Consider the following 26825-nt stretch of genomic DNA (forward strand, 5'->3'; position numbering starts at 1 on the left):
GTTAGGATGACCGGCATGGCAGAGGACACCGCGGACCCCGCAGAGGACACCCACGCCCCGGTGGCCGGCGACCCGGTGGTCGGCGACCCGCGGGCCCGCCGGCGCGGCCAGGGCGAACTGGAGGCACAGGTACTGGCGGTGCTCCAACAGGCACCCGGCCCCGCCAGCGCCGGCTGGGTCCAGGAGCGCCTCGACGGCGACCTGGCGTACACCACCGTGATGACCATCCTGTCCCGGCTGCACGCCAAGGACGCCGTCACCCGCACCCGCTCCGGCCGTGCCTACCTCTGGCAGGCCTCCTCGGACGCGGCCGGCCTCGCCGCGCTGCGGATGCGCCGCGTCCTGGACGGCGAACGCGACCGGGACGCCGTGCTCGCCAGCTTCGTCACCGCCCTGCTCCCGCACGACGAGGAACTGCTGCGCACCCTGCTCGACAGCGTCACCGCCCCGGCCCCCGACCGTGAGCGCTGACCCCGAGAACCGGACCCGAGAACCTCACCGTGGACGTCTTCGTCTTCCTCCCGCTCATCCTGCCGCTGACGGCGCTGCCGATCGCTCGCCTCACCGAGCAGCACCTCCACCCGCGCGGCGCCGCCCGGCTGCTCACCGGGATCAGCATCGCCATGGCGCTGTGCAGCGCCGTCAGCCTCGGCCTGATCGGCGTGGTCGGCACCGCGCAGATCCCCGGCAACCCGCTGCCCGACAGCTGGTCCGACCCCGAGGTCCGGGCCGCCCTGCCGTACCACGAGACCGTCGGCACGGCGGCGCTGCTCGTCCTCGCCGTCGTCCTGCTCGCCGTGGGCCGCACGCTCGTCCGCCACCTGCGGATCCGCGCCCGCGCCCGGCGCGCCCTCGGCCGCGCCCTGCCCGGCTCCTCCGACGTCGCGCTGCTCCCCGACCCGGCCCCGTACGCCTACGCGCTGCCCGGTTCGCCGCGCTCGCCCGGGCGGGTGGTCGTCTCCACCGGCATGCTCGCCGGCCTCGACGAGGACGAGCGCGCCGCGCTGCTCGCCCACGAACGCGCCCACCTGACCCACCGGCACCACCGCCACCTGCTGGCCACCCAGCTGGCCGGCTGCGTCAACCCGTTCCTGCGCCCGCTGCAGCGCGCCGTCGCCTACAGCGCGGAGCGCTGGGCCGACGAGGAGTCCGCGCAGGCCGTCGGTGACCGCCGGATCACCGCCCGCGCCGTCGCCCGGGCCGCCCTCGCCTCCCACCGGGCGCCCGACGCCTACCCGGCCTTCCCCGCCTTCGCCGCCCCCGGCCCCGTCCCCCGCCGGGTCGCCGCCCTCCTGGGCCCCGTCCCCACCGCCCGCAACTGGCCCCCCGCCCGCACCCCAGCCGGCCTCGCCGCCCTGGTCGCCGCCCTCGGCACCGCCGCCTCCGCCCTCTCCGCCCTCAACGCGGCCATCGCCCTCCTCCTCATCCTCAAGGCCGTCACACCCCTCTGACCCGACCGGCCTAGGGCCAGGGCCGTCTCCTCCGTGGGGTGGGCCGGGACCCGGAGCGATCCCCGAGGTGGGGGCTCCGGGGGCGTAGACACGGCGGGAGGCGGGAATCGGCCGGTCGTAGGGGTGAGCCGTCGTACGTGAGAAGGTGCCAGGCATGAAGGTGATCGACTTTGTTCTGAATGTGATCTGGCTGATCTTCTGCGGCATCTGGATGGCGATCGGCTATGTGATCGCGGGGATCATCTGCTGCGTCCTGATCATCACCATCCCCTTCGGCATCGCCTCGTTCCGGCTGGCCGGGTTCGTGATCTGGCCGTTCGGGCGGAAGGCCGTGGAGCGGGCGGATGCCGGGGCGCCGTCGTGCGTCGGGAATGTGATCTGGCTGGTGTTCGCGGGGTGGTGGCTGGCGCTGGCGCATCTGATCACCAGCATTCCGCTGTTCCTGTCGATCATCGGGATCCCCTTCGGGTGGGCCAACCTCAAGCTGATCCCGGTGTCGCTGATGCCGCTGGGGCGGGAGATCGTGCCGACGGACGAGCCGTGGGGCGGGCGGTAGCGGACGGGACGGAAGGGGTCGGCGGGAGTTCCCGCCGGCCCCTTTCGTGCGCGGTTGGCGGTCTCGGGCGCCGGGCTTCGGACGGGGGCCTAGCGGGGCTCGTCGGTGAGTTGGACGAGCATCTTGCCGGTGTTGGCGCCCTTGAGCATGCCGAGGAAGGCGTCGACGGCGTTCTCGAAGCCCCGCACGACCGTCTCGTCCGAGGTGACCGCGCCCGAGCGCAGGTGGGGGACGAGGAAGTCGTAGAGCTCGGGGCGGGCGTCGAGGTGGGCCGACCGCCCGCCACCCGGGGCTCGCGCCGCAGGTGCGGATCGTTCGCGAGATCGGCCGGGCGCCGCCGGGGAGGTCGTGGACGGCCGGGCCGACCTCGGCCTGGCGACGCTCGACCCGGCCGCGCCGCCGCCCGTCCCCGGCCTGGTCGCGGCCCGGCTCTTCGAGGAGACGTATGCGCTCGCGCACCCGGTCGGGCACCCGGCGCCGCGCGGACTGCCGCTGGTCGACTGGGACGAGAACTGCGGCTCCTACACCCGGGACTGGTGGGGCCGGCAGGACTGGATCCCGCCGGCGACCATCGACGTCGAGGACGACACGGTGGCCGTCTCGCTGGTCTCCCAGGGCCTGGGTATGGCGATCATGCCCCGGACCACCCTGCTGGGCGCCCCGTCGGGGCTGGCCGTCACCGACCTCGGCCCGCGCCCGCCGAGCCGGTACGTCGGGTATGTGACGACGCCGGAGCTGGCGGGCACGGCGGCTGTGCGGGCGCTGATCCGCGAGCTGCGTGAGCTGCGCGGACAGGCCCTGCCGGAGGGGCTGGCGGCGGTGCCGGACCGGTGAACGGCGTCCCATTCGACCGTTCAGCGGGCGGCGGCGGTGACCGGGCGGTGTCGCAGGGCCCAGGCGGCGGCGGGGACGGCGCAGACGGCGGCGAGCAGCAGCGCGCCGGCCGTCACCGCGCCGACCGGCCGCCAGGGGACGACGAGCGGCGCGGGCGCGTGCAGGACGGCCAACGCGGCGTGCATGAGGCCGAGTTGGACGGCGGCGACCGCGCAGCCGAGCACCGCGCCGACCGCCGTCACCAGCACCGCCTCGGCGGTCACCAGGCGCACCACCTGAGCCCGGGTCGCCCCGGCCAGCCGGAGCAGGGCGAGTTCCCGGCGGCGGTCGGCGGTGGCCATGAGCAGGGTGTTCGCGAGCGCGATGCCGCTGTAGACGAGGGCCAGACCGAGCACGAGCAGGATCCGCAGCCAGGCGGTCCGGCCGCCGGCGGCGGCGGCGTCGAGCCACTCGCCGCGGGTGAACACGGTGGCGCCGTACGGCCGTACGGCGGTGCGGACGTCGGTCCCAGCGCGCGCGGTGGGGGAGAGGCGGACGTCGACGCGGTCGACGCGGGCGCCCGGGGCGTTGGCGGCGGTCACGTACAGACCGTTGTCGGCGAGGCCGTCCCGCAGGACGGCCGCGACCCGCAGGGTGGTCCGGCTGCCGTCGGCGCGGACCACCGGGACCGGCTCGCCGACCGTGGTGTGCCCCCACTCGGTCGGCAGCACCAGGGAGTCGTCGTCGAGCTCGGCCGGCGACCCGGCCAGCAGGGGCAGCCGGGAGAGCGCGGCCAGCGCGGCCGGATCGGCGGCCACCCGGGCCTCGGCGCAGACCGTCACGCCGTCCGGTTCGACGAGGGAGAGGGCGGTCGGTCCGGTGGCGGAGAGCGCCGCCACGCCGGGGGCGGCGCGCAGTGCCGTGAGCAGCGGGCCGACGGGGCCGGCGGCCGGGACGACGACCAGGTCGGCGGCGGTGCGGGCGCGGGTCTCGGCGGAACGGGCGGCGCCCACCGTGTCCAACGCGCCCGCCAGCGAACCGGTCAGCGCCACCGCGACCAGCACGGGCGCGGCCACCGCGCCGGTGCGGCGGAGCGCGGCGGCGGCGTTGGCGGGCACCAGGCGGCCGGCGTACCCGGTGAACCGGGCGGGGAGGGCGCGGGCGGGGGCGCGGCCGAGGAGGCGGACGAGCGGCGGGGCCAGCAGCGGGGAGAGCAGCCCGGCCGCGGAGATCAGCCACATCGGCTGGGTGGTCCAGGTCTTGCGGTGCAGCAGGTCGGCGGGGTCGGTGGCGAGCGCGGTGCCGGCCAGGGCGGCGGCGGTGAGCAGCAGGCCGAGGCCGGTGAGGAGTCGCCCGGCGGTCAGCACGCCGGTGTCGAGGTCGGCCGCGCGCAGGGCGTCGAGCGGTCCGACCCGGCCGGCCCGGCGGGCGGCGACGGCCACGCCGGCGAGGGCGACCAGCAGCCCGGTGCCGAACGCGGTGGGCAGCGGCCAGGCGGCGGGGGCGAGGGTGAAGCCGGGCGGGGCCATGCCGACCTCGGCGAGCCAGCGGACGAGCCGGGGAGCACCGAGCCGGCCGAGCAGGCAGCCGGTGGCGGAGGCGGCCCCGGCGAGCAGCAGCGCCTCGGCGAGGACGGTCCGGCGGACCTGCGCGCGGGTGGCGCCGGCGAGGCGGAGCAGACCGAGTTCGCGGCGGCGCTGGGCGACGGCGTAGGAGTAGGTGGAGGCGACGACGAACGCCGAGACGAACGCGCTCACCCCGCCGGCGGTGCCGAGCGCGGCGACCAGCGACACCAGGTCCTCCCCGCCGGGGGCGCCGAGCGTGGAGGCGAGGCCGAGCAGCATGACGGCGGTCATCGCGACGCCGAGGGCGAGCGCGAGGAAGGCGCCGAGCAACGACACCTGGCGGGCTTTCAGGGACCTGAGCGCGATCCGCAGCATTCTCATGGCGTCCAGCGAACCGCCACGGGGCGGTGCGGCGCAGCGGGCCAGGGGCCACTTCGGGAGGTGGGGCAGGCCCTACCCGTAGGGGATCGTGCGTGGAAAGTCGGCCCCGCCGACTTCCCACGCACGAGGCCGGCGGAAGGTGGCCCTGGCCCTACCGACGGGCCGTCGGCGAGGTCCTAGGGTGGGCAGCCGTGTCGGTCCGACGGCCGACAGCAGGGGGAGGCGGGATGGACGACGGCTGGTGGGCCCCGGTGCTGCGGCCGGGGTTCCTGCGGTCGGCGGCGCCGTGGCGGGCGGCCGGGTACCTGTTGGCGACCGGGCTGACCGGGCTGCTGCTCTGCGCAGGACTGCTGGTGTCGCTGGCGGCCGGCGGGGTGCTGGCGGCCCTGCTGGTCGGGCTGCCCCTGCTGGCCGCGCTCGCCCTGGTCGGCCTGCCGGTCGCGGCCTGGGAGCGCCGGCTGGCCCGGTTCCTGGACGGCGGCCGGGTGCCGGACCCGCACCGCGTCCCCGACCGCCCCGGCCTCGGGGCCTGGCTGCGGCTGCGCTACCGGGAGCGGGCGACCTGGCGGGAGCTGGGCTTCACCGTGCTCGCCGCGTTCGTGCTCTGGCCGGTCGACCTGACGCTGGCCGGCGGCGCCCTCGTCGTCCCCGCCCATCTGCTGGCCGCCGTCCCGCTGCTGCTGCTCGACGGCGAGCAGGTCAACGTGCTCAAGCTCTGGCAGGTCCACTCGCTCGGGGCGGCGGCCCTGTGCGGGCTGGCCGGCCTCGCCCTGCTGCCGCTCCTCGGCCACCCGCTGGCGCTGGTGGCGGCCGCCCGGGCGGGTCTCGTCCGGAGGCTGCTCGGTCCCGGCCGGCAGGAGCGGCGGATCGGTGAGCTCGTCCGCTCCCGCGCCCGGCTGGTGGACGCCTTCGAGGCGGAGCGGCGCCGGATCGAACGCGATCTGCACGACGGCGCCCAGCAGCGCCTGGTGGCCCTGCGGATGACGCTCGGCCTCGCCCGCCTGGACGCCCCGCCGGACGGACCGCTGGCCGCCCGGCTCACCGAGGCGCACCGGGAGGCCGGCGAGGTGCTCGCCGAACTGCGGGAGCTGATCAACGGCATCCACCCCCAGGTGCTCACCGACCGCGGCCTGCCGGAGGCCTGCGCGGACGCCGCCGACCGTTCGCCGGTCCCGGTCGCCACCCGCTTCGCACTGCCCGGCCGGCTCCCGGCGCCGGTCGAGTCGGCCGGCTACTTCGCCGTCACCGAGGCCCTCGCCAACATCGCCAAGCACAGCGGCGCGGGCACGGCGAGCGTCGAGGGCCGGTACGCGGACGGGCGGCTGACCATCGAGGTCGTCGACGACGGCCGCGGCGGCGCCGACCCGGGGCGTGGCAGCGGACTGACCGGGCTGGCCGACCGGGTCGCGGTCGTGGACGGCACACTGACGGTCAGCAGTCCGCCCGGCGGACCGACCCTGGTGCGGGTGGAGATCCCCTGCGCCCCGGCCGACGGAGGAGAATCCGCCCGATGAACCTGAGGATCGTGCTCGCCGAGGACGGCGTCCTGCTCCGGGAGGGGCTGGTCGGCCTGCTGGGCCGGTTCGGACACCGGGTGGTGGCCGCCGTCGGCGACGCCGAGGCCCTGCGCGCGGCGGTCGAGGAGCACCGGCCCGACCTCGTCGTCACCGACGTCCGGATGCCGCCGGGGCAGACCGACGAAGGGCTGCGCGCGGCCGTCGCCCTGCGCGAGCGGCGGCCGGGCCTGCCGGTCCTGGTGCTCAGCCAGTACGTGCAGCGCTCGTACGCGGCGGAGCTGCTGGACTCCGGGGACGGCTCCGGGGTCGGCTACCTGCTGAAGGACCGGATCGGTCAGATCGAGGAGTTCGTGGCGGCGGTCGCCGAGGTGGCGGCCGGCGGGACGGTGGTCGACCCGGAGGTGGTCCGGCAGCTGCTGCGCCGCCGGCGGGACCCGCTGGAGCGGCTGACCCCGCGCGAGCGCGAGGTGCTGGCGCTGATGGCGGAGGGCCGGTCGAACGCGTCGATCTGCCGGGCGCTGGTGGTGTCGGAGGCGGCGGTGGGCAAGCACATCGGCAACATCCTGATGAAGCTGGACCTGCCGCCGGCGGAGGAGACGCACCGCCGGGTGCTGGCGGTGCTGGAGTTCCTCCGGGCCTGACCCGCGTGCGCCGTTCCGCGACCGGCCGGTCAGTCCAGCGCCGTGCGGAGCCCGGCGAACTCGGCCGCCAGCGCGTCCAGCGTGTAGTGCGCATTGAGGCCGCTGGGGTTGGGGAGCACCCAGACCGCGGAGTCGCCGATGCCCTGCTCCTGCCGCCCGATCGACGCCGTCCGCCGCCCGAAGGCGGTGCGGTAGGCGCCGATGCCGAGTACCGCGAGCACGCGCGGACGCAGCCGCAGCACCCGCTCGGTGAGCGCGGCACCGCCCGCGCGCAGTTCCTCGGCGGTCAGCTCGTCGGCCTTGGCGGTGGCGCGCGGGGCGACGTTGGTGATGCCGAGGCCGAGGTCGAGGAGCTGCCGTTGCTCGTCCGGGCGGAACTGCCGGGGCGTGAAGCCGGAGCGGTGCAGCGCGGGCCAGAACCGGTTGCCCGGGCGGGCGAAGTGGTGGCCGGTGGCGCCGGACCACAGCCCGGGGTTGATGCCGCAGAACAGGACGCGCAGGCCGGGCGCGACGACGTCCTCGATGGTGGTGTCGCGGGCGGCCAGCAGCTGCTCGGCGGTCGGCTTGACCACCGGACCGGGTACGGGGTCCGCGGGCGGCTTCTCGGTCACGGGTCCAGTCTGCCGGTGGGCACCGTCGCTCCGACGCCCGACCCCGCGCCCGCCGCCTCGGGCACGGCCGGCACCGGCACCGGCCCGCTCGCCGCCAGCGACCGGGCCCGGCGCCGCTCCCGCAGCCACCGCACGCCGTACACCGCCAGCGCCGCGTACGCCCAGCCGACGAAGACGTCCACGAGGAAGTGCTCCGCCCCGTACACCAGGGTGAAGGTCATCGCGAGCGGGTACGCGACCAGCAGCACCCGCAGCCACCGGGCGGCGGTCGGCCAGAAGAAGAACAGCAGCATCGCCGGGTACGCCGAGTGCAGCGAGGGCATCGCCGCGACGTCGTTGGCGAACTGGCTGCCGTTCTCGAACACCGACGCGGCCCGGGGCAGCCCGCTCTGGGAGAGCACGTCCGAGACCACCCGGGTCAGCGCCGGCAGGTGCCCCTCCTGGGCCGCCAGCCACGGCGGCACCGCCGGGTACAGGAGGTAGGTCGCGAAGCCGGCGAAGGTCAGCAGCAGGTAGCAGGTGAGCAGCTGCCGGAACCGGTCGTGGTGGCGGCGCCAGAGCACCGCGAGCACCACGAACACCGTGAAGAAGTGCGACATGTAGACGGTGACCGCCGCGTAGTCGTACCACTGCGGCGAGCCGGGCGTGTAGAGCGCGTGCTGGAGCCGGACCGTCAGCGTCTCGCCGAAGCCGAGCAGTTCGTCGGCGCGCAGCTGCGGCCACAGGTACGGACCCCACGGGGTGTGCGCGCCGTAGCCGCGCAGCAGCGAGTACGCCCAGACCACGGCCATCACCGGGACCCAGTCGCGCAGCACCAGCAGGAAGCCGCGCGGGCCGTGGCCGCTGTGCACGCCGGCGGCCAGCAGCGCGCCGATCAGCCACAGGAAGACCAGGTCATTGGTGTACGGCAGGCCGTACGCGCGGAGGTACCACAGCAGGGCGGCGAGGTAGAGCGGCCACGCCAGCAGCCGGAGCCGGGCCGCGGCGCCGGTGCGCGCGCCGCTCCGGGAACCGGTGGCCGGACGAAGCCGCCCGGCGCTCGCGGACGGTGTGGGCGACGCCGGGCGGAGCATTCTGGTCATGGCGGCCGAAGCTAGCAAGCCATTCTTTGAGAACTCTTGCTCCGAACGTCCGGTCCGTTCAGGAAGTGTTCAGAATTGCCCCGGTTGGTGCAGCGGATCGGCCGACCGGGGGCTGCGGGCCGACCGGGCGGAGCGGCTGACCGGGAGTCACAGCCGGCCGGGCCGCGCGGCGTCAGGACACGATGCCCAACTCGTGCGGGGTGTTGTTGAACCGCCGTCCGCCGTGCTCGGTGACCGTCACGATGTCCTCGATCCGCACCCCGAAACGGCCCGGCAGGTAGACGCCCGGCTCGATCGAGAAGCACATGCCGGGGACGAGCGGCTGCTCCTCGCCCTCGACCAGGTACGGCGGCTCGTGCGTGGTGATGCCGATGCCGTGGCCGGTGCGGTGGATGAAGTACTCCCCGTACCCGGCCTCGGTGATCACCCGGCGGGCGATCCGGTCGATCTCCTGGCAGCTCACCCCGGGCCGGACGGCCTCGAACGCGGTCTGCTGCGCCTGCCGGACGACGTCGTGGACCTTCCGCACCTCGTCCGGGACGTCGGTGCCGACGTGCACGGTGCGGGTGGTGTCGGAGCCGTAGCCGTCCTTGAGTCCGCCGAAGTCCAGTACGACGGTGTCGCCCGCCCCGATGATCCGCTCGCCGGCCTCGTGGTGCGGGTTGGCGCCGTTGGGGCCGGAGCCGACCACGGTGAAGTCGACCTGGCTGTGCCCGTACTGGATGAGCAGCGCGCTGAGGTCGGCGGCCACGTCGGTCTCCCGGCGGCCGGCGAAGGCGACCTCCAGGATGCCCCGGTAGGCGGCGTCGGCGGCGCCGCCGGCCGCGGCGAGGCGCTCCAGCTCGTCCGGGCCCTTGACCGCGCGGAGCATCGGCAGGGTCTCGGTGAGCGAGGTCCAGCTCGTGCCCGGCAGGGCGGCCCGCAGGCCGAGCAGGTGCATCGCCCAGGCGTTGTCGGAGATCCCGTACCGCCCGGCCGGGTCGAGCAGCGGGGCGGCGGTGGCGTACGGGTCCTGGCCGTCGGTCCAGTCGAGCAGCCGGACGGCCGGGGCGCCGGGCGCCCGCTCGGCGTCGGGGCGCTCCAGGGTGGGGACGATCAGCGCGGGTTCGCGTCCGGCGGTCAGGACGAGGGCGGTGAGCCGTTCGGTGATCGCGGTGGGCCGGTAGCCGGTCAGGTGGACGAGGTCGGGGCCGGGGGCGACGACCAGGCCGGCCAGTCCGGCGGCGGTGGCGGCGGCGCCGGCCCGGTCCAGGCGGACGCGGTAGTCCTCGGTGGTGAAGGGGCGGGGCATCCGGGATTCTCCTGGATCGGGCATGCGGGTCTCCTGGTCGCGACGCGGACGGGCGGGAGCCGGCTGCTCGCCGGCCGGGTGCGCGTCAACTTCATCACGGACGGCGCGAGTCGGCGTAGTACCGGAGGAACAGCGCCTCGACGTTGGCCATCTGCTCGATCTCGCCGGGGTCGACGCTCTCGTTGGGCGCGTGGATCAGGCAGCGCGGCTCCTCGACGCCCATCAGGATGATCTCCGCCTCCGGGAAGGTCCGGGCGAACACGTTGCAGAGCGGGATCGAGCCGCCCTGGCCGAGGAAGGACAGCGGCCGGCCGTAGACCTCCCGCGCCGCCTGGTCGAGCGCCGCGTACGCCGGCCCGCCGGTGGCGGCGCGGAACGGCGAACCGGTGCTCTCCGGCGTCACCTCGATCCGCACGCCCCACGGCGCGGCGGCCTCCAGGTGGGCGGTGAGCGCGGCCCGGGCGGCGGACGCGTCGGTCCCGGGCGGGACGCGCAGGCTGACCCGGGCCCGGGCGGTGGCCGGGATCGCGGCGGCGGACCCCACCACCGGCGGGCAGTCGATGCCGAGCACGGTGACGGCGGGCCGGGCCCACAGCCGGTCGGCGACGGTGCCGGAGCCGGTCAGCCGGACGCCGTCCAGCACCCCGGCGTCGGCGCGGAACCGCTGCTCGTCGTAGCCGACGCCGCTCCAGGTGCCGGTGCAGTCCAGGCCGTCGATCCGGGTGCCGCCGTCGGCGTCGCGCAGCGAGTCGAGTACCCGGATCAGCGCGGCCAGGGCGTCCGGGGCCGGGCCGCCGAACATGCCGGAGTGCATGTCGCCGCGGAGCGCGGAGACGGCGACCACCACGTTGGCCAGGCCGCGCAGCGAGGTGGTGGCGGTGGGGAGGCCGACGGCCGCGTTGCCGGTGTCGCAGATCAGCAGCGCGTCGGCGTGCAACTCCCCGGCGTGCGGCGGCACATAGGCCTCCAGTCCGCCGGTGCCCTGCTCCTCCGAGCCTTCGACGACCAGCTTGAGTCCGACCGGCAGGTCGTCGCCGAGCGCCCGCAGCGCGGTGAGGTGCATGACGATGTTGCCCTTGCAGTCGGCGGTGCCGCGCCCGTACCAGCGGCCGTCGTGCTCGGTGAACTCGAACGGCGGGGAGGTCCAGGCGGCGTCGTCGAGCGGGGGCTGGACGTCGTAGTGGGCGTAGAGCAGCACGGTCGGCGCGCCGGGCGGCGGCGGGCGGTGGCCGATCACGGCGTGGCTGCCGTCCGGGGTCTCCTCCAGGTGGACGTCGCGCAGCCCGGCCTCGGCGAACGCCCCGGCGACCCACTCGGCGGCCCGGCGGCACTGCTCGGGCGGGTACTGGCGCGGGTCGGCGACGGAGGGGATGGCGACCAGCTCGGCGAGGTCGGCCTTGGCCCGCGGCATCAGGTCGGCGATCCGGCGGGCGAGTTCGTCGGTCATGGGGGCGGCTCCTCCGGGAACTGTGGGCCGGGCGTGCGGTGCGGCGGGCAGTGTGCCGGTGTCAGTTGCGGACGGTGTCAGTTGCGGACGGTGTCGTGGAGCTTGAGGTCCGCGATCCTGTCCTTGATGGCGGCGAGCCTGTCCGGGCAGTACACCGAGAGCACGATCGACTCGGCGAAGACCACCTCGCGGTCGGAGAGCACCGGGCGCTGGCCGGGGCCGCCCGCGCCGTTGGACATGCCGTACTTCCACTGCGCCTGCTTCAGCGCGTTGGCCGGGTCCTCGCAGACGGCGCCGCCGTCCTCGCCCAGCGTGTGCACGATCTGGTGCTGGGCCGGCACCGGGTAGTCGGCGGCGCTCAGCGCCTCGCTCAGCTGCTGGGCCTTGCGGTTGGCCTCGTTGGTCTCGTGCAGCTGGGTGTAGGTGAGCAGGCCGGTGATCAGCATGCCGACCAGCAGGACGATCGCGCCGAGGTAGATCCAGCGGTGCCGGGAGGCCATCATGCTGCGGGTCATGCCGCACCGCCCGTCTCCGGGACGGGTGTGCCGCCCTGCTTCGGGCCTGGAGCGCCGCCGGGAGCGCCGCCGGGTGTGCGCCACTCCGGCTTGCGCAGCCGCAGGAACAGGTACGGGATCAGCAGGCCCAGCACCACCAGGCCGCCGCCGACGATCAGCACGTACGACCAGACCGAGCCGCTGCCGAACTGCGAGGACGGCACGAACCCGATCGCCATGGCCGCCGCCGAGGCCACCAGGCCGGTGACGGCGACCGGCACCAGCGCCGGCGCGCGGTAGCCGCGCGGGTGGTCGGGCCGGGTGCGGCGCAGCCGGATCGCCGCCGCGAACATCAGCAGGTAGACGATCAGGTACACCTGCGTGGTGATCACCGAGAAGATCCAGTAGGCGCTGGAGACGTTCGGGATCAGCGCGTACGCCAGCGCGATGACCGTGGTGACCACACCCTGGGTGACCAGCAGGTTCTGCTGGACGCCCTCCTTGTTGAGCCGTTGCAGGAACGGCGGGAGGTAGCCCTCCTGGCGGGAGATCATCAGCAGGCCCTTGGAGGGTCCGGCGAGCCAGGTGAGCATGCCGCCGAGCGAGGCGGCGATCAGCGCCACCGCGATCACCGGGGTGAGCCAGCCGATGTGGAAGTACTGGAAGAAGGAGTCGAAGGCCTGCATCACGCCGGCCGTCAGGCTCAGTTCGCTGGACGGCACCACCCAGCTGATCGCCAGCGCGGGGAGGATGAAGATCGCCAGCACCATCGCCGAGGCGGTGAACATCGCCCGCGGGAACTCCCGGGCCGGCTCGCGCAGCGAGGAGACGTGGACGGCGTTCATCTCCATGCCGGAGTAGCTGAGGAAGTTGTTGACGATCAGCACCAGGCTGGCCAGACCGGTCCACTGCGGGAACAGGTGGGCGGAGTCCATCGGTGCGGCGGAGCTGTTGCCCTGGCCGAGGAAGACGAGGCCGAGCACGACGAGCAGGGTGCCGGGGATCAGCGTGCCGATGACCAGGCCCATCGAGGAGAGCCCGGCCACCGCCTTGGTGCCCCGGGAGGACACCCAGACGCCGGCCCAGTAGAGCACCACGATCACGATCGCGGTGTACGGGCCGTTGCTCGCGAGCGAGGGATCGACCACGTAGGCGATGGTGGACGCCACGTAGGCGAGCAGGGACGGGTAGTAGAAGATCGTCATCGCGAACTGGCACCAGACGGCCAGGAACCCCAGCGGCTTCGACAGGCCCTCCGACACCCAGCGGTAGACGCCGCCCTCCCAGCCGGAGGCCAGCTCGGCCGAGACCAGCGCGGTCGGCAGCAGGAAGACCACGGCGGGGAGGAGGTAGAGGAAGACGCAGGCGAGGCCGTAGACCGCCATGGTCGGGGCGGCGCGGAGGCTGGCGACCGAACTGGTGGTCATGAGGGCGAGCGTCAGCCAGGACATCCGGGGCGCGTTCGCGATTCTGGTGGCCACCGAACCGGTGCGCTCGCGGGTCGCCTGCGCCGAGCGGCCGCCGCCGGGACTGCCGCTTGTGCCCGGTACGCCGCCGCCGGGACTTCCTCGGCCGGACGACGGTATGTCCATGGAGCTCATGGGTCCTCCTGGGGTGGCCCGACAGCACTGGTCCGGGGGTGGCCCCGGGGCGGGCCGTACCCGGCCAGTTCACCCGGTTGGCGATGCGCCCGCATGCGGCGTGCGCCCGCACGGGCGATCGACTTGCCGGGGCCTCCGCCGACGTCGGTCGCCGACTCTCGGAGCGGTAGCCGCCGGGGCACGGAATCGTAAACGCCGGGCGGACTGTCAGTGTCATGGTTCAGGATGACTGAATGTCATACGAACTTCAGGCGCTGATCGGCCCGGCGGAACTGGTCGCGGTGGCGGCCGCCGAGGTTCCGGCGGCCCGCCCCCGGCTGCTCGCACAGGGGCTGGCGCTGATACCGGCGACCCCCGAGTTCCTGGCCGCCTTCCGGGTCGGCGACGAGGCAACGGCCGCTCCGGCCGCTGCCGTTTCCCCAAGCGGTACGGCCGCCTCGGCCGGCTTCGACTGGTTCCCGGGCGGTCTCGAACGCCGGCTCGCCGCCTGGTCCAAGGCCGGGCCGATCGCCTGCGTCGAGGCCGACTACTTCGGCGGCACCGGCACCCAGCGCGCCGCCGTCTGGGCCGACGGCCGGCTCGACCTCGGCCCGATCACCAGCGCCGAGCTCGAACCCTTCCCGCCCGAGGGCAGCCCGATCTCCCGGGCGCTGCGCCGGCTCGGCGCCCGGGTGACGGAGGGCGACGACGCCGTCCGGGACGAGTTCGACGCGGTCGGGCTCGGGGCGCACCGCGCCACGGTCTCCTGGGTCTCGGCCGGCTGACGCCCGCTCACCCGCGGCCGGATCCCCACCGCGTGTCGCCGCCTGCCGTCGCCTGCCGTCGCGTGTCACCGCGTGTCGCCGCGTGTCGTGCACCGTTCGGCGTACACGCGGTGGCTGGGCCGAGGGGGCTGCCCCACGGTGTGAATCAGGCATCTCGCCTGATCCGCACCGAGAGGAAAGCATCCCCCATGCGCACCACCTGGATGGCCGCCGCGCTGACCGCAGCCCTCGCGCTGACCCCGGTCGCGACGGCCTCCGCCGCCGTCGGCAACGGAGCTGCCGCCCCCCACCGCACGACCAGCCCCCTCACCCCCATCACCGTCCCCGGCCTTCCCGGCCTCTCCGGCGTGCCCGGCATCCCCGCCGCGCCTGCCGTCCCGGCGCCCCCCGCCGCCCCGACGGCGCTCACCGGACTCCCCGCGGCTCCCACGATCCCCGGGCTGCCCGCTGCTCCTGGACTCCCCGCTGCCCCCGGGCTCCCGGCCGCGGCCCCCGACCCGACCTCCGCCCTCGGTGGCGTCCTCGACCTCGTCGGCGGGCTGCTCTCGTCCGTCACCCCGTTGCTGGGCGCGGTCGACCTCAGCGCCGTCCAGGGGCTCCTCGCCACGTTGCAGAGCACCATCGCGGCGCTGCTCGGCCAGCTCCCGGCCCCGCCCACCGTCCCCACCCCGCCCCCGACCGTCACACCCCCGGGCGTGACGCCCCCGAGGGCGACCACCCCGGCACCGCCGGCCTCGCTGACGGACCAACTGGCCACCCTCAAGTCCCAGGCCAAGGCCCTCGGCGACGCGGCCGCCGCCACGGCGGCCACCCGCTGACGACGCACGCCGGCGGCCCCGGTCGGAAGCCCCCAGCGGGCTCCCGACCGGGGCCGCCGGCGTGCGGTGGTCCCGGCGGCCCCGGGGATCCCGGCGGCTCCGGGGATCCCGGGGATCAGGCCGGGGCCGGGGCGTCACCCCGGTCCGGGCTGAGGTAGGTGAACACCGAGTGCGGGTGGGCCCCGGCGAACAGCAGCCGGATCACGATGATCGCCATCGCCTCCAGGTGCCGCGTCTGGGAGAGGTCGCCCACGTCCAGCGGTTCGGCGCCGAGGTCGGCGATCAGCCGCCGGGCGTCCGCCTTGCCCTCCTCCGCGCCGGCGAACGGCACCGTCAGCGGCCGACCGTCGAAGGCCGGCGGCGTCAGCGCCCAGACGTCGGCGTGGGACAGGTTGAACGCCTTGACCACCCGGCTGCCGGGCGCCAGCCGCGCCAGCTCCTCGGCCATCGAGCGGCCGTCCCAGGTGACCTGGGTGTAGCCGTCGAGCAGCACGGCGTTCCCGCAGTCGATGACGGTCTTCCCGGCCAGCGTGCCCTCCGCCGCGCCAGCCTCCGCCAGCGTCGGTTCAAGCCCCTCGTGCAGGACGGCGAGCAGCACGACCTCGCCGAACTCGGCCGCCTCGCGCAGCGTTCCGACCCGGGCGCCGATCCGCTCGGCCAGCTCCTTCGCCTTCCCCGGCGTCCGGCCGCCGATCAGCACCTCGTGTCCGGCGCGGATCCACTGCGGGGCCAGCGCCTCGGTCATCCGACCGGCACCGAGTATCCCGATTCGCATGGCATTTCCTCCTGGTGATGAACCGTTGGCCATCACGCTAGAAGGCCGTGGGGAACCCGCGGGTTCCCCACGGATCACCCCGCCCCCACGAACCGGTCCTGTGCGTCCAGGAGTTCGCCGGTGTGCACCTCCGCCCACTCGGTCAGCGCCCGCACCGGCGCGAGCAGCGTGCCACCCAGCGCGGTCAGCCGGTACTCCGTCCCGGGCGGCGCCGTCCGCAGCACCCGCCGTTCCACCAGACCGTTGGCCTCCAGCCGGCGCAACGTCTGGGTCAGCATCTTCTTGCTCACCCCACCGATCCGCTCCCGCAGTTCCGAGTATCGGGCCGGCCCGTCCGCCAGCGCCACGACGGCCATCAGCGACCAGGTGTCCGACACCAGGTCCAACGTCGTACGGGCCGGACAGTCGGACAGGAAGACGTCATACGCGACCATGCCCCCGATCGTATGGTCTGCCCGCACCCCACGCCCCGCCCGTCCCGAAAGCCGCCGGGGGCGGGCTCGATGTGCCCGCCCCCGGAGGGTTCGATCAGCGGTAGTTCACGTACTGCATGAGCGCCGCGCTGACCTGCAGGTTTTCGGTGATCACGGCGCTGACCTGGGAAAACTCTTGTCGGGAGTTTTCACTGGTCGGCGCCGTTTTCCGTCCGCATGTGCCCTGGATGTGCCCTCGGTGGGCACTCCTGGCATCCTTCGTTGATCAGGAGTGGACGCCGTTCAATGCTTCGGTGGCAGTCCCGGCTATGTACCCGCTTACCTGGTCCATCTCCGCTGTCAGATCGACCCCTGCGTACGTTCCGGCCAGATCGAGCCACGTCGAAAGCACCAAGCCGCTGACGATCAGCACGTTGATCGCGGTGGGACCACGTGAGACACCAGAAGCAAGCATCCACGGGCGGCTGTGAGCGGCGCCGGAGAGCAACGTGTACGGGTGCACAGCCTCCTTCGGCCAGAACCCGCTGATGACGTTCGCTATGACCAGCTCGTGGCTGACCCTCGCTCCGCCGACCTCGATCTGCTGTTTGCTCCTCTCACCGTCCTCCAGAACTCGAACGCCGGCGTGGCTGCAGATCCGGTCAAGACCGTGCGCGGAGCTGTCGATCTTGCTGATCGTTGGTTCCCCCAGCGCCCTTGCTTGTTGGCTGACGTAACGCGCGTCAGTCAGCAGCATGGAAGCGGTTCGACCAAGGCGCTTTTGGACGTTCGACTCCGCCTTGAACAGGTACCCGAACCCCGCCTCGGCTTCCAGCGCGCTGCGCACCAGGGATGTGGTGGACCAGGCAGCGTCTGGGTCGTGACGGGTGAGATCGTGTGCGGCGGCGCGCAGGTAGTCGCGTCCGCTACTCCAGGTGATCTTGCCGACGCCGAGGGCGATTCGATGCAAGGTGAGTCGTCCTGCAAGCTCCATGCCTTCCATGGAGTTCTCCCGAATGGCGGCCTTGTCTGCCTGGGCGCCCTGTCCGGAGGCGAGGTCGGGGAAGGCGGCTTCTGCGATCACCAAGCAGTCGAGGATGGTCCCTGCTATCGCCTCCCGTAGGGCGGGGGTCAGGTCGACGTTGCTGGAGGTCGGCGTGGGGAGAGTGGGCATGGATCGACGGTAGGGCAAACACGGCGGACAGGAGTGCGCTCTGTCCGTTCATGCGCTCATTGGGGTGCGAGCCGCAGGGGGCCAGCAGGATGCTGAAGTCGCATGTTGGCCGCTATCCCTTGCAGCGAAGGTCAGTTGTCGGCGGTAGGCCCTACCCTTGGTGCAGCCGGAAGCTGGGAGGCAGCGTGTCTGTGAGCGTTGATGGTGGGGCTAGCCTGGTGGGGCGCTGGCCGGTGATCCTAGGGCCTGTTTCAGAAGTGGATCTTTCCGGCCGACTGCGGCTCAGGGGCCTGAGCATCTGGCGATAGGGTCATCAGATGGTCACGGTGCTGGTCAACGGGCTTCCTGGAGCGGGGAAGACAACGCTCGCGCGGGCCTTGGCGGCTGAGATGCGTCTTCCGCTCTTCAGCAAGGACGCGGTCAAGGAGACCTTGGCGGATACTCTGGCGGGCCTTCGGGCGCCAGAGTATCCAGATCACGAGTGGAGCCGGATTCTGGGGGTTGCCGCCGGCGAGACCCTGTGGACGCTGCTCGCCGACGCGCGGGGCGGGGCCGTTCTGGAGAACCCTTGGTTGGCCCACATGCGGCCGATCGTGAAGGCCGGCCTTCAACGCGCGGGCGTGGCCGAGGTGCAAGAGGTCTGGTGCGAGGTGCCGGTGGACGTGGCCCGCCGCCGGTTTGCTGAGCGGATGGCCGAACGGCATCCGGTGCATCCCGAGCGCCTTGGCGGTTTCGGCGGGGACTGGGAGTTGTGGTCTCGCAGTGCCGAGCCGCTCGGGCTGGGGACCGTCCACCGCGTGGACACCATCGGCCCTGTCGACGTTCCTGCGCTGGCTGCTGTCCTCAGAGCCAGTCGCTGATCGCCGCGACCAGCACAGTGGCCTCGTAGCGGACAGCGAGCTTGTCGAACCTCGTGGCCACCGCGCGGTGGCGCTTCAGGCGGTTGATCCCGCATTCCACCGCGTGGCGCTGCTTGTAGTCGTCCTTGTCGAACTTCGGCGGCCGACCCCCGTGGGCGCCGCGCTTCTTGCGGTTGGCGACCTGGTCGCGCTTCTCCGGGATCGTGCACCGGATATCGCGTCGGCGCAGGTAGACGCGGTTCGCGCGGGAGCCGTAGGCCTTGTCCGCGCGGACCTTGTCCGGTCGGGTGCGCGGCCGTCCCGGGCCGAGCCGCGGCACCCGGATGCGGCCCAGGACGACCTGGAACTGCGGTGAGTCTCCGCGCTGCCCGGCCGTGATCACGAGCGACATCACCTTCTGGGCCTGCTCGACCGCCAAGTGGATCTTGGTGGTCAGTCCACCGCGAGAGCGTCCGAGTCCATGGTCGTCGGGCTCGGCGAGGACGCCGCCGGGCGGCTCGACCTGCAGGTCCCCCTTTTGCGCGCACCAGCCGCGTGCTGGTGCGCGCGGGCGATCGTGGAGTCGACGGAGATGTCCCAGGTGATCAGGCCCCTCGCGTCGGCCCGGGCCTGGAGCTGCTCAAGGATCCGGTGCCAGGTTCCGTCACGCTGCCAGCGGCGGAAAAGGCCGTACACCGTTTCCCACGGACCGTACCGTTCGGGAAGGTCGCGCCACGGTATGCCTGTGCGCGTTCGGAACCGTATGCCGTTGATCAGCTGGCGCTTGGTGTGGACCGGCGGCCGACCGGGCTTGATGCCGGTCGGCAGCAAAGGTTCCAGCACCGCCCACTGTGTGTCTGTCAGATCTCCCCGAGCCACGAGAGATGATCATCCCATGGCCTTGATCCACTTCTGAAACAGGCCCTAGAAGAAGTGAAGAAGCGTCGGCGCTTCACCTGGATCCTTCTGGCACAGAACGCCACGCCAACGCTGTTCAACGAGCACGCGTTGGTCTTGGACATGACCAACGCTGGAGCCCGCGATGTGATCCTGAGCTCTGGTAGCGTCGAAGTGCTGCAAGCTGCGGTGGAGGCTGTGACGGGCCTCAAGTCGGAGATCCTTTTTGCAGTTCAAGGTGAGCCTGCCAGTGATCTGGCGCCGAACTCGAGCACGGCTTCAACCTTGGCGATCGAATTGGCCGGCCCGTCGGCCCAGCCGTCTGCTTCTCCTGCGATGGAGCGAATTTTGGCGCAGACGGCGTTCTTGATGCACGAGCAGGGAAAGTCGCAAGCTGCAGCCCTGCTGCTGGATGTCGAGGCTGTGGAACTGGTTCCTGGGAACTCATTCGGCGATTACGAGGAGGCGCAGCTCGTTGTGCCATCGTTCCTCGTTCCCAGATTCACGGAAGCGATGCTTAAGGAGATTGCGCCAATCTTTGAACAGGTTGCGCATCGTAACGGCCTGGAAGATGTTCATGGGATTTCGGCCATACCGGCGCTCCCTTCGGTCGGCCCGGACTGGCGGCAAGAGCTCCAGCGACAGCTTTCGGACGAAAACTCCTCGAATCAAGCCATTCGTTCCCGGACTCGCTCCGTCAGGCCGGTGATAATGCGAGACGGATGCGTGTTTGATTCCCGGGAGGAGGTTCGCGTTTACGAAGCATTGAAGCGTGCTCAAGCGGCCCTGCCGTCTGATGCAACGATATCGATCTTCCCTCTTCCTGCTGGCAGGGTTGGTGTCGGAAATGTCTGGACGCCAGACTTTCTGGTAGTCCGGGGTGGGCGTGTGGGGATTATTGAGGTGGATGGTCCGCAGCATTCTGGCAGGCGTGCAGCGGACAGCACTAGGGATCGGCATTGGCGGAACAGTGGATTCGTTCACATCGAGCGAATCCTAGTGGAGGAAACCAGTGATGATGCTGAGCTCGACAAACTGGTCCAGGTATTTCTGAAAAGAATCCGAGAGCACTGAGATGTGAATGCCCTATCCCTTGTGCAATCTTGCTGGCAGTGTCGAGGCTGGCCTGGGCTTGGTCTGATTCTCTACATGTCGGCCATGTTGGATTGGGGGCGAATGTCTTCACCCGTCATGGTCGAGTGTATTTGGGCGACTATATTGGCAGCTCAGGTTTCGTCTGCACTCGGCTGGTGCGACGGGGCCAACTCGGCTTCTGCCCAATTGCGATGGCGCAGGCAGCCGCTGTCCACATCTGAGCGAGTTCCATGCCGTCGGTCCTGCGATCAGTGGGGCACATCAGCGCGATGATCCCGATGAGGCCGGCAAAGAGGACCAGCAGTACCGCTGGAACGGCTCGAAGAGGAAGGGCTAAGGCGCGGGCGAAGGACGGGGCGTCGATCATGCGCTCACCCGGCCAGGGCGGGGCTGGCCCCGAACTTGGCGACCCAGGCTCGGGTCGCGTGCTCCTTGGTGCTGATCAAGATGTCGGTGCACCCAGGCCAGCCAGGGCCTGAGGGTTCTAGCTCGCGCCACGCGCTCTCGGATACGGCCAGGACCAGGGTCGACGCGCTGCCCGACAGCACATCCCGCAGTTCGGGGCCGTCGAGCAACCGAAAGGCGTGGCTCACGTGTCGGCCGACATAGCCGTGGTCGTCTCGGAAGACATCGCCGCTGTGCAGTGCCGTACGGAGCCGGATATGGGCATCTGGGCGCGCAGTGTCGTTGTACTCGTGAATGGCAGCGGCCAGGGCTGGGGCCACGGTGCACGCCAGGGTATGGAGCCCTGCGGAGTCGTCGATCACGGCCATGATGCCGTCACCGCGATCAAGTAGGTCGTAGCTGTCCGCCGCCAGACTACCGACGGACAGGGCTCGATCAAGCGCCTCGTACAGGCCTTGTCGCATCGCGAGGCAGGCGATGTCTGTGCGGCCCGTTTGGTTGAAGCCAGCTATGTCCAGGCCAAAGAAGATCTTGCGAACGTGCTTGATCAAGCGGTCACGCCCCCGAGAGTGGTATTCCTCAGCGTTCCAACTGAGTCAGAATACCATTCTGATGGTCACTCAGAGACCTTGGCGCGCAGAGCATCCAGGTCATGGATGATGATCTGCCGTCGCTCGGTGGTCACGACGCCTTCGTCTCGCAGTAGCCGCAGAGTCCTCACGATCGCCTCGCGGGACGCGCCTGCCCATCCGGCCAGATCTTGCTGGGACAGGGGCAGCCGCACGGAGCCCGTCGCCTCGTCGACCACTCCGATCTGCGGCGCCAGCGCCACCAGGCGTGCGGCAACCCGCTGCGCAACGGTGTGGGTGGCCAGCTCTAGCCGGCCTTGGTCGGCTTCGCGGAGTCGCTGGGTCACAATCCCTAGCACGGCGGTAGCGGCCGCGGGCTGGCTTCCCACCAGGGCTCGGAAGTCTTCGGCGGAGATGGCGAGGGCCGTCACGTCGGTCAACGCGATCACCGAGGCCGACCTCGGTGTGCCGTTGAGGGCGGCCTGCTCGCCGATGATCTCTGGCCTCTCTCGCAGCCCGAGAACGATCTCGGTGCCATCTGCAGTGCGGGTCACCACCTTGGCGGTTCCGGCGCGCAGCATCAGCACTTGGTTCGAGAGGTCGCCCTCCTGGATGATCGTCTGGCCTGCACGGAACTGGACCGTGGAGCCCACGCCTTCCTTGGAGACGAGTCCTTCCAGGACTTCGGCCTTCGTGAGGGCGCTCGCATCAGACATGGACACTTCCTTCTGGACTGGGGCGGACTCGCCCACAACGTAGGACACTTTCGGTGGCCTCGAAATGACCGGCATTCAGCCTGCTCCTGCCGCTATCCCGGGTGTGCCGAAGTGCGAGGCCGACTCGGTCATCGCAGTGAGAGCTGTCACGGGCAAGGATCTTGGTGGCGCTCAGATGGCAGCTGCGGGTACGAGGCGCCTGCCGCCCAAAGCGGACCTCGCGGCGTTCATAGCCTCCCGGACGCGAGCGGCTCCCTCGGTAGCGATGACCACCCCGTTTACGACTTCGGTCCGGCGCCCGCCAAGGCTTGCACAGGCCCTGCAGATTCCCGGCCGAGGCACTGGGTCGTGGCACTCGGAGCACTCCGCGTACCGGGCTGCTGCCGGTCGTACAGCAGGCTGGATGGGCGGCATCTTGCGCTCCAGGCGGTAGCGGAGTACCGCCACGGCCGAGTGCACCGGCGCGGGTAGGCCCGGCAGCAGGGCGTGGGCGAGATCGGCCTGGGTCGCGCCGCGCTCCAGCCACTGCGCGACGAGGGGTGCGAGCTCCTCGGCTTCGGCCTGGCCGAGCCGCAGGCGCGGCTCGGGGCGGATCACCCGGAACAGCGTGGCAACCGCCTCGCGGACCTGCTCGTCCGGCACCGCCACGGGCTGCTCGTCGGCCTCCTCCTCGGGCTCTTCCTCCCGCCCTCCCGTGTTCGCCTGCGGCTCGTCGGCGAGAACCGGCTCGTCGGGCTGCTCGGCGGGGAGGGAGGTTCCTTTGAACCGGTCCTTTGGAAGGACGTCAGCACCGCCGGTGGTCGCTTCACCGGAGACCGGACGGGTGGCACCCGGCAGCGCCAGCGGCGGGGTGTCGTAGACGTGGGTCTCGGTGATGATCGTGCCGTCTGGCATGCGGATCTTCTCGACCCGGTAGAAGCCGGCCTCGGTCAGCTCCTTCAGGGCCTTGCGGATCGCACCGCGGCCCTGGGGGCTGGTGTCGGCCATGCGTCGACCGTCCTCGCGCCAGCCGTCAGGGCGGGAGAGGAGGTCCGCGAGCAGGCCGCGGGCGGTGTAGGACAGTCGCCGGTACTGCAGCATGCAGTTGGGTAGCACGGTGAAGTTACGTACATGTTCGGTACGATGTACTCGCATCGGGAGTTCGCGCTCCTGGTGCCAGACCCCGGGATGTTCGCGCATCGCCGGGGTCGCCTATTTTCGGTTGGATCACGGAACGTACCACAATGCCAAGGCAGATGAGCCTTGTTGGCGCGAGCGGCCTTGATCACAGTCACTGGCTGCATCGAAGGAGGCTCCGTGCAGCCGGAGTGAGGTCGTGGATCTACGGGCGGGTCGCTCCGTGCTCCAGGTAGACGGTCTCGGACTGCGTCCTGGCGACGCAGGCGGCGTGGACGCGGCGGGCGAGGCGCGGGATGAGGAGTTCGTCGAACTGGTCGGTCGTGTGGAAGGCGTACTTGCCGATCTCCACCTGGTCGACGGTGATGTTGTCGAGCTCGTCAGTCGGGAGGATGCCGCCGTCGAAGACGAAGAGGAGCTTGTCGCCCTCGGTGGAGTGGGGCGCCCAGTCGGCGACGAGCAGGCGGCCGATCGGCGGGGTGATGCCGAGCTCCTCCTTGACCTCACGGGCCGCGCCCTCGCTCGGGGTCTCGCCGGCGTGCAGGTAGCCGCCGGGGATCTCCCAGCCGGGCTTGTAGGTCGGCTTCACGAGGAGGACGCGGTCGTCCTCGTCGAAGAAGAGCACGCCGGCGGCAGTACGGGGCTGGGCCACGACCTCGTGGGACTGGGAGTCGCTCATGGTCACGACTGTAGTCGCCGGGCCCCGTCACGCGACGATCTGGAGCCGCTGCGCGACGCCTGCCAGCAAGTAGCTGGGCTTGCCGCGCTGTTGGCGGACCCAGTTGGTCACCAGGTGCCGGGGGATGAAGTGGTAGCGGACTTGCTCGGGGGCCAGCTCCTCGGCGTCCAGGACGAGGGCGAGGGCCTCGTCCATGCGGTTCTGTGCGCTGTAGGCGCGGGCGATTTCGAGTGAGTGCCGCACTCGGCGTTCGAGCGGCAGGGTCGAGGAGTCCACGCGCGGCCCTTGGTCGAGGGCGATCTGGATGTCGCCGAGCTCCATGGCGGTCGAGATGCGGTGGATGGCCACGTTGGTGGGCCCGAAGGCCGTCCACATGTGGTTGGCGTCGTGGCCGAGGCGCTGTGCGGCCCGGTCTGCCTCGGCGAGGAAGTCGCGCACCGTGCTCCGGTCCTCGATCCTCGCGGCGGCCATCGACCCGACGAGAAACAGGGTGCCGTAGATCGACAGGTAGGTCGGGGAGCCGTCCTCCAAGCCGGCTTCCAGGAACGAGGCCGAGTTCATGACCAAGTCCCTGGCGGCGGTGAGGCGGCCGTTGCTGAGCAGGCAGTGGGAGACCGAGCGGAACAGCGAGCCGGTGACGACGATGTTGCCCGACTCCTGGGCCGCCGTGAGGCCGCGGTCGGCCGACATCCAGGCGAGGTCGGCTTCGCCTATCTTCGTCAGGACCATCGCGGCGCCTTGGTAGGCCATCGCGAGCAACGCCTTGGCCTGTTGCTGTTGATCGCCCTCGTACATGCGCACCGCGCGCTGGGCCTGGGAGAGGATGTCCGGGATGAGTCTGGTCGCGCGGGAGTACCTGGCGTCCTGGTAGGCGGACCAGGCGGAGCCCACTTCGGCGCGCAGGATGTCGAGGTCGGGCGGCTGTTCGGCGTCGTCGGCCGCCAGGAACGGCGACAGCTGCTTGTAATCCATGAGCGCTTCGCGCAGCTTCGAGACGGCTCCGCCCTGGGCATCGCCGGGCCAGTCAAGGAGTGACGGCTCCGCCAGCAGGTCGCCGAGCCGAATGTCGAGGGCATCGGCCAGCGCTCTGATGACCGAAAGCCGATCGAGCTCGATGCGGCCGTTCTCGACTTTGCTCAGCCAGTCGGCCGTTCGCCCGACGAGGCCGGCCAGAACCTCCTGGGGCATGCCCCGTCGACGGCGGTACCAGGCGACGCGCTCGCCGATGCTCAGCGTCTCATTCATTCCAGGCATGCTCCCAGCCTGAGGGCGCTCCCGCCGCCTACCCCGGAAGGATTTTCCGGGTTCCCCTCCATCCATCCTCCTAGCGTTCTGACTCACCCTCAAGCAGCTCTGCCTGGCGGGTGATTGGGCAACGAGGAGGGTTGATCGTGGTGGCGCGTCAGGACCTTCGAGTAAAGGAAGCCATCGAGGTGGCCGGCTGCCTGTCGGTGCAGATGAGCTTTCTGCACGCTCACGCCTCCGTGCCCTTGGCCCGGGCGCTGATCAGGAGGGTCGTCGGCGCATGGGAGTTCGACAGGCCACTCGTTCAGGACATCGAGCTGGTCGCATCCGAGCTCTGCACCAACGCCGTTCTTCACGGCGCGGCGTCGTGCCTTGGCTGCTTCGACGTCCGCCTGGCACCTCAGCCGCGCGGTCTGCGAATCGAGGTCACGGACGCGGGGCCTGGGCCCGTCGACCGGCCCGCCCCGTCCGCCCTGGCCGAGAACGGCCGGGGGCTCCTCCTGGTGAGCCGGATGTGCGAGAGCTGGGGCGTCGACGCGACGAGCGACGGCACCGTGGTCTGGGCCGAGCTCAGGACCGATGCGGCATGACCGACTACCAGCCGCACGAAGACATCTACCGCGCTGCTCACCGGGATCCCGTCGAAGCCGTACTCACCTGGCTCTGGGCGCTCGGCCACCTCATCGTCCTCGCCCTGCTCGGAGTGGCAGCCGACCACCAGCTCAGCTCCGATCACTTCGGCCCCGTCCTGGCGGCCGATCACGAGCCCGACCGCGACCTTGAGCAGCACCCCGCGGTCGAACCCGAGGCCTGACAACGGAGTCACGCCTCGTCGCCACACGCACCACCGAGCGAGAAGGGAACACCGCCATGTCGTCCATCGCGCGCCTGCAGGCGCCCCAGCCTCCGCCTCCTCCGCCCCCGCCGCCGCCGGCACCGCCGACCCCGCAGCCGCCGTACCCCGGCCGCTGAGCGAAGGAACCGTGTGGGCCTGCCGGACGGACACCGGCAGGCCCACACGGGCTCATCCTCCCCGACCAATGGAGGGGAGCGAGGCAGATCCAGCAGAGAACGACGACCAGGGCAGCGAAGCCCGGTCCAGCCAGTGACGGAGAGTGGCTCATGAAAGCAGCGCTCGGCAGCAAACCCGCAGCGGTCCTCACCCTCCCGGCGGTCAGGGGTATGGCGGAGCGCTACGGCGTGCCCGTGGAGGACGCCCTGCTCATCGCGATCAACCTGTTCGGGATCTCCTCCGCCCACGGCCGTCATCGCGCCCGGATCTCGGTTCGTCTCACGACCCGGCCGGACGTCGCCTGGATGGTGATCGTCCCGCTCAACGCCAAGGCGTCGCCGTTCCACTTGGCCGGCGACGAATTGTCGCTGGGCGGCGTCGTAGTCGGCGCCATCGACCGCGTCGCCGCCGACGAGGCGGTCGGCGGGTACTTCAGGGACGACGGGCGGGCCGCGACGCTCAACCCCAATGCCCGCAGCCGCTGTGTGGGGTGCTCGTTCTGCCCGAACACCCTGGAGGCCGCCGCCGATCCCCGTCTCTCCGAGGAGCGGGAGCTGGCCGAACTGCTGGCCGCGATGGTCGAACAGCACCCCCGCCACAACCTGGCCGAACTCCGTGAGGTCACCGTGTCGACCGGCTGCTTCGAGCGGGAGCGGGCGGCCGTTGACCATCTGATAGGACTGCGTGACGTGCTCGCTGCCCACGGGATCGGCGCCCGGATCGGGTTCCTCACCTCGGTCATCCGCACGAGGGAGGCGTTCGTGGAACTGGCGGAGCGCGTCGCCCCGTTCGTGCTGCGGCTTAGGCCGACCGGCAATAGGCAGCCGCTGTCGGGCGACCGGGCAGGGTGGATGCAGT

General features: G+C 71.8%; 27 protein-coding genes and 2 pseudogenes. 13 read left to right on the top strand and 16 right to left on the bottom strand.

From position 1 onward, the window contains the following. Nucleotides 1-15 precede the first annotated feature (15 nt). The 4 genes and pseudogenes from ACFP3U_RS11205 to ACFP3U_RS11220 all read left to right on the top strand — a co-directional run. Nucleotides 16-471, top strand: a complete 456-nt coding sequence (locus ACFP3U_RS11205; protein WP_380225202.1) for a BlaI/MecI/CopY family transcriptional regulator — start codon at nt 16-18, stop codon at nt 469-471. A 29-nt stretch (nt 472-500) separates the two neighbouring features. Further along, entirely contained in the window at nt 501-1451 is a 951-nt protein-coding gene (locus ACFP3U_RS11210; protein ID WP_380225203.1) for a M48 family metalloprotease, read from the top strand. A gap of 154 nt (nt 1452-1605) precedes the next feature. After that, the gene (locus ACFP3U_RS11215) at nt 1606-2007 is read left to right on the top strand and encodes a YccF domain-containing protein (protein WP_380225204.1); all 402 of its coding nucleotides are present in this window, start codon (nt 1606-1608) and stop codon (nt 2005-2007) included. A 277-nt stretch (nt 2008-2284) separates the two neighbouring features. Further along, a pseudogene (locus ACFP3U_RS11220) lies at nt 2285-2841 on the top strand (LysR family transcriptional regulator substrate-binding protein); the annotation flags it as partial. A gap of 20 nt (nt 2842-2861) precedes the next feature. On the opposite strand, the gene ACFP3U_RS11225 reads toward ACFP3U_RS11220, so the two are convergent. Continuing rightward, complete coding sequence (locus ACFP3U_RS11225; RefSeq protein WP_380225205.1) at nt 2862-4766, bottom strand: FtsX-like permease family protein; 1905 nt, start codon at nt 4764-4766, stop codon at nt 2862-2864. Nucleotides 4767-4993: 227 nt separating this feature from the next. On the opposite strand from ACFP3U_RS11225, the gene ACFP3U_RS11230 reads away from it, so the two are divergent. Together ACFP3U_RS11230 and ACFP3U_RS11235 are read left to right on the top strand one after the other, a co-directional pair. After that, nucleotides 4994-6280, top strand: coding sequence for a sensor histidine kinase (locus ACFP3U_RS11230; protein ID WP_380225206.1), 1287 nt, complete (start codon nt 4994-4996; stop codon nt 6278-6280). Then, nucleotides 6277-6924 carry a response regulator gene (locus tag ACFP3U_RS11235; RefSeq protein WP_380225207.1) on the top strand — a complete coding sequence of 216 codons (648 nt, stop codon included), beginning with the start codon at nt 6277-6279 and terminating at the stop codon, nt 6922-6924. The genes ACFP3U_RS11230 and ACFP3U_RS11235 overlap by 4 nt, the downstream gene beginning before the upstream one ends. Before the next feature lie 29 nt (nt 6925-6953). On the opposite strand, the gene mug is transcribed toward ACFP3U_RS11235, so the two are convergent. The 6 genes from mug to ACFP3U_RS11265 form a co-directional block, all read right to left on the bottom strand. Next, nucleotides 6954-7535 carry a G/U mismatch-specific DNA glycosylase gene (gene mug, locus ACFP3U_RS11240; RefSeq protein WP_380225208.1) on the bottom strand — a complete coding sequence of 194 codons (582 nt, stop codon included), beginning with the start codon at nt 7533-7535 and terminating at the stop codon, nt 6954-6956. After that, nucleotides 7532-8617 carry a phosphatase PAP2 family protein gene (locus ACFP3U_RS11245; RefSeq protein ID WP_380225210.1) on the bottom strand — a complete coding sequence of 362 codons (1086 nt, stop codon included), beginning with the start codon at nt 8615-8617 and terminating at the stop codon, nt 7532-7534. Before ACFP3U_RS11245 ends, mug begins: the two co-directional genes overlap by 4 nt. A 172-nt stretch (nt 8618-8789) precedes the next feature. Then, nucleotides 8790-9932, bottom strand: a complete 1143-nt coding sequence (locus ACFP3U_RS11250) for a M24 family metallopeptidase (protein WP_380225211.1) — start codon at nt 9930-9932, stop codon at nt 8790-8792. Between the two features lie 70 nt (nt 9933-10002). Beyond that, complete coding sequence (locus tag ACFP3U_RS11255) at nt 10003-11355, bottom strand: dipeptidase (RefSeq protein ID WP_380225212.1); 1353 nt, start codon at nt 11353-11355, stop codon at nt 10003-10005. A gap of 77 nt (nt 11356-11432) precedes the next feature. Further along, nucleotides 11433-11870 (bottom strand): hypothetical protein, encoded by a 438-nt coding sequence (locus ACFP3U_RS11260; protein ID WP_380225213.1) that lies wholly within the window; start codon nt 11868-11870, stop codon nt 11433-11435. Beyond that, nucleotides 11867-13300: an APC family permease gene (locus tag ACFP3U_RS11265; RefSeq protein WP_380225241.1), complete on the bottom strand. Its 1434-nt coding sequence runs from the start codon at nt 13298-13300 to the stop codon at nt 11867-11869. The genes ACFP3U_RS11260 and ACFP3U_RS11265 overlap by 4 nt, the downstream gene beginning before the upstream one ends. 383 nt (nt 13301-13683) lie before the next feature. Between ACFP3U_RS11265 and ACFP3U_RS11270 the strand changes: the two genes are divergently transcribed. Beyond that, nucleotides 13684-14214 (top strand): hypothetical protein, encoded by a 531-nt coding sequence (locus ACFP3U_RS11270; RefSeq protein ID WP_380225214.1) that lies wholly within the window; start codon nt 13684-13686, stop codon nt 14212-14214. A gap of 188 nt (nt 14215-14402) precedes the next feature. Beyond that, nucleotides 14403-15032 carry a hypothetical protein gene (locus ACFP3U_RS11275; RefSeq protein ID WP_380225216.1) on the top strand — a complete coding sequence of 210 codons (630 nt, stop codon included), beginning with the start codon at nt 14403-14405 and terminating at the stop codon, nt 15030-15032. A 115-nt stretch (nt 15033-15147) separates the two neighbouring features. On the opposite strand, the gene ACFP3U_RS11280 is transcribed toward ACFP3U_RS11275, so the two are convergent. The 3 genes from ACFP3U_RS11280 to ACFP3U_RS11290 form a co-directional block, all read right to left on the bottom strand. Next, nucleotides 15148-15807 (bottom strand): NADPH-dependent F420 reductase, encoded by a 660-nt coding sequence (locus ACFP3U_RS11280; protein WP_380225217.1) that lies wholly within the window; start codon nt 15805-15807, stop codon nt 15148-15150. A gap of 74 nt (nt 15808-15881) precedes the next feature. After that, entirely contained in the window at nt 15882-16241 is a 360-nt protein-coding gene (locus tag ACFP3U_RS11285) for a winged helix-turn-helix transcriptional regulator (protein ID WP_380225218.1), read from the bottom strand. Between the two features lie 265 nt (nt 16242-16506). Next, nucleotides 16507-17394 (bottom strand): hypothetical protein, encoded by an 888-nt coding sequence (locus tag ACFP3U_RS11290; protein WP_380225219.1) that lies wholly within the window; start codon nt 17392-17394, stop codon nt 16507-16509. A gap of 317 nt (nt 17395-17711) precedes the next feature. Between ACFP3U_RS11290 and ACFP3U_RS11295 the strand changes: the two genes are divergently transcribed. After that, a complete protein-coding gene (locus ACFP3U_RS11295) occupies nt 17712-18254 on the top strand; it encodes a P-loop nucleotide/nucleoside kinase family protein (protein WP_380225220.1) in 543 nt (180 codons plus the stop codon). Here the strand turns inward: ACFP3U_RS11295 and ACFP3U_RS11300 are convergent. Continuing rightward, nucleotides 18238-19112 (bottom strand): IS5 family transposase gene (locus tag ACFP3U_RS11300; RefSeq protein ID WP_380225221.1). Its coding sequence is split into 2 segments (ribosomal slippage): nt 18238-18720 and nt 18723-19112, totalling 873 coding nucleotides; the frame shifts between segments, so codons are not numbered across the junction. The two genes, ACFP3U_RS11295 and ACFP3U_RS11300, sit on opposite strands and share 17 nt — an antisense overlap. A 54-nt stretch (nt 19113-19166) precedes the next feature. On the opposite strand from ACFP3U_RS11300, the gene ACFP3U_RS11305 reads away from it, so the two are divergent. Next, nucleotides 19167-20204, top strand: a complete 1038-nt coding sequence (locus tag ACFP3U_RS11305) for a hypothetical protein (RefSeq protein WP_380225222.1) — start codon at nt 19167-19169, stop codon at nt 20202-20204. Nucleotides 20205-20596: 392 nt separating this feature from the next. On the opposite strand, the gene ACFP3U_RS11310 is transcribed toward ACFP3U_RS11305, so the two are convergent. The 5 genes from ACFP3U_RS11310 to ACFP3U_RS11330 form a co-directional block, all read right to left on the bottom strand. After that, the gene (locus ACFP3U_RS11310; protein ID WP_380225223.1) at nt 20597-21181 is read right to left on the bottom strand and encodes a nucleotidyl cyclase domain-containing protein; all 585 of its coding nucleotides are present in this window, start codon (nt 21179-21181) and stop codon (nt 20597-20599) included. Nucleotides 21182-21246: 65 nt separating this feature from the next. After that, nucleotides 21247-21915 carry a Crp/Fnr family transcriptional regulator gene (locus ACFP3U_RS11315; protein WP_380225224.1) on the bottom strand — a complete coding sequence of 223 codons (669 nt, stop codon included), beginning with the start codon at nt 21913-21915 and terminating at the stop codon, nt 21247-21249. 171 nt (nt 21916-22086) lie between these two features. After that, the gene (locus ACFP3U_RS11320) at nt 22087-22995 is read right to left on the bottom strand and encodes a hypothetical protein (protein ID WP_380225225.1); all 909 of its coding nucleotides are present in this window, start codon (nt 22993-22995) and stop codon (nt 22087-22089) included. Between the two features lie 241 nt (nt 22996-23236). After that, a complete protein-coding gene (locus ACFP3U_RS11325) occupies nt 23237-23710 on the bottom strand; it encodes an NUDIX domain-containing protein (RefSeq protein ID WP_380225227.1) in 474 nt (157 codons plus the stop codon). Between the two features lie 27 nt (nt 23711-23737). Next, a complete protein-coding gene (locus ACFP3U_RS11330; protein ID WP_380225228.1) occupies nt 23738-24955 on the bottom strand; it encodes a helix-turn-helix domain-containing protein in 1218 nt (405 codons plus the stop codon). A 146-nt stretch (nt 24956-25101) separates the two neighbouring features. Between ACFP3U_RS11330 and ACFP3U_RS11335 the strand changes: the two genes are divergently transcribed. The 3 genes and pseudogenes from ACFP3U_RS11335 to ACFP3U_RS11345 form a co-directional block, all read left to right on the top strand. Next, complete coding sequence (locus ACFP3U_RS11335; RefSeq protein WP_380225229.1) at nt 25102-25545, top strand: ATP-binding protein; 444 nt, start codon at nt 25102-25104, stop codon at nt 25543-25545. Next, nucleotides 25542-25769 (top strand): hypothetical protein, encoded by a 228-nt coding sequence (locus ACFP3U_RS11340; RefSeq protein ID WP_380225230.1) that lies wholly within the window; start codon nt 25542-25544, stop codon nt 25767-25769. Before ACFP3U_RS11335 ends, ACFP3U_RS11340 begins: the two co-directional genes overlap by 4 nt. A 308-nt stretch (nt 25770-26077) precedes the next feature. Continuing rightward, nucleotides 26078-26825 (top strand): annotated as a pseudogene (locus ACFP3U_RS11345) (hypothetical protein); the annotation flags it as partial.

It is taken from the genome of Kitasatospora misakiensis (assembly GCF_042656005.1).
Taxonomy (GTDB): domain Bacteria; phylum Actinomycetota; class Actinomycetes; order Streptomycetales; family Streptomycetaceae; genus Kitasatospora; species Kitasatospora misakiensis.

Coding starts and splice junctions, on each gene's coding strand:
- ACFP3U_RS11285 (WP_380225218.1), bottom strand. CDS start 16,241: ATGGTCGCGTATGACGTCTTCCTGTCCGACTGTCCGGCCCGTACGACG.
- ACFP3U_RS11260 (WP_380225213.1), bottom strand. CDS start 11,870: ATGACCCGCAGCATGATGGCCTCCCGGCACCGCTGGATCTACCTCGGC.
- ACFP3U_RS11235 (WP_380225207.1), top strand. CDS start 6,277: ATGAACCTGAGGATCGTGCTCGCCGAGGACGGCGTCCTGCTCCGGGAG.
- ACFP3U_RS11340 (WP_380225230.1), top strand. CDS start 25,542: ATGACCGACTACCAGCCGCACGAAGACATCTACCGCGCTGCTCACCGG.
- ACFP3U_RS11315 (WP_380225224.1), bottom strand. CDS start 21,915: ATGTCTGATGCGAGCGCCCTCACGAAGGCCGAAGTCCTGGAAGGACTC.
- ACFP3U_RS11320 (WP_380225225.1), bottom strand. CDS start 22,995: ATGCTGCAGTACCGGCGACTGTCCTACACCGCCCGCGGCCTGCTCGCG.
- ACFP3U_RS11225 (WP_380225205.1), bottom strand. CDS start 4,766: ATGAGAATGCTGCGGATCGCGCTCAGGTCCCTGAAAGCCCGCCAGGTG.
- ACFP3U_RS11265 (WP_380225241.1), bottom strand. CDS start 13,300: ATGTCCTGGCTGACGCTCGCCCTCATGACCACCAGTTCGGTCGCCAGC.
- ACFP3U_RS11230 (WP_380225206.1), top strand. CDS start 4,994: ATGGACGACGGCTGGTGGGCCCCGGTGCTGCGGCCGGGGTTCCTGCGG.
- ACFP3U_RS11245 (WP_380225210.1), bottom strand. CDS start 8,617: ATGACCAGAATGCTCCGCCCGGCGTCGCCCACACCGTCCGCGAGCGCC.
- ACFP3U_RS11330 (WP_380225228.1), bottom strand. CDS start 24,955: ATGAATGAGACGCTGAGCATCGGCGAGCGCGTCGCCTGGTACCGCCGT.
- ACFP3U_RS11255 (WP_380225212.1), bottom strand. CDS start 11,355: ATGACCGACGAACTCGCCCGCCGGATCGCCGACCTGATGCCGCGGGCC.
- ACFP3U_RS11205 (WP_380225202.1), top strand. CDS start 16: ATGGCAGAGGACACCGCGGACCCCGCAGAGGACACCCACGCCCCGGTG.
- ACFP3U_RS11275 (WP_380225216.1), top strand. CDS start 14,403: ATGCGCACCACCTGGATGGCCGCCGCGCTGACCGCAGCCCTCGCGCTG.
- ACFP3U_RS11215 (WP_380225204.1), top strand. CDS start 1,606: ATGAAGGTGATCGACTTTGTTCTGAATGTGATCTGGCTGATCTTCTGC.
- ACFP3U_RS11280 (WP_380225217.1), bottom strand. CDS start 15,807: ATGCGAATCGGGATACTCGGTGCCGGTCGGATGACCGAGGCGCTGGCC.
- ACFP3U_RS11295 (WP_380225220.1), top strand. CDS start 17,712: ATGGTCACGGTGCTGGTCAACGGGCTTCCTGGAGCGGGGAAGACAACG.
- ACFP3U_RS11250 (WP_380225211.1), bottom strand. CDS start 9,932: ATGCCCGATCCAGGAGAATCCCGGATGCCCCGCCCCTTCACCACCGAG.
- ACFP3U_RS11270 (WP_380225214.1), top strand. CDS start 13,684: ATGTCATACGAACTTCAGGCGCTGATCGGCCCGGCGGAACTGGTCGCG.
- ACFP3U_RS11290 (WP_380225219.1), bottom strand. CDS start 17,394: ATGCCCACTCTCCCCACGCCGACCTCCAGCAACGTCGACCTGACCCCC.
- ACFP3U_RS11325 (WP_380225227.1), bottom strand. CDS start 23,710: ATGAGCGACTCCCAGTCCCACGAGGTCGTGGCCCAGCCCCGTACTGCC.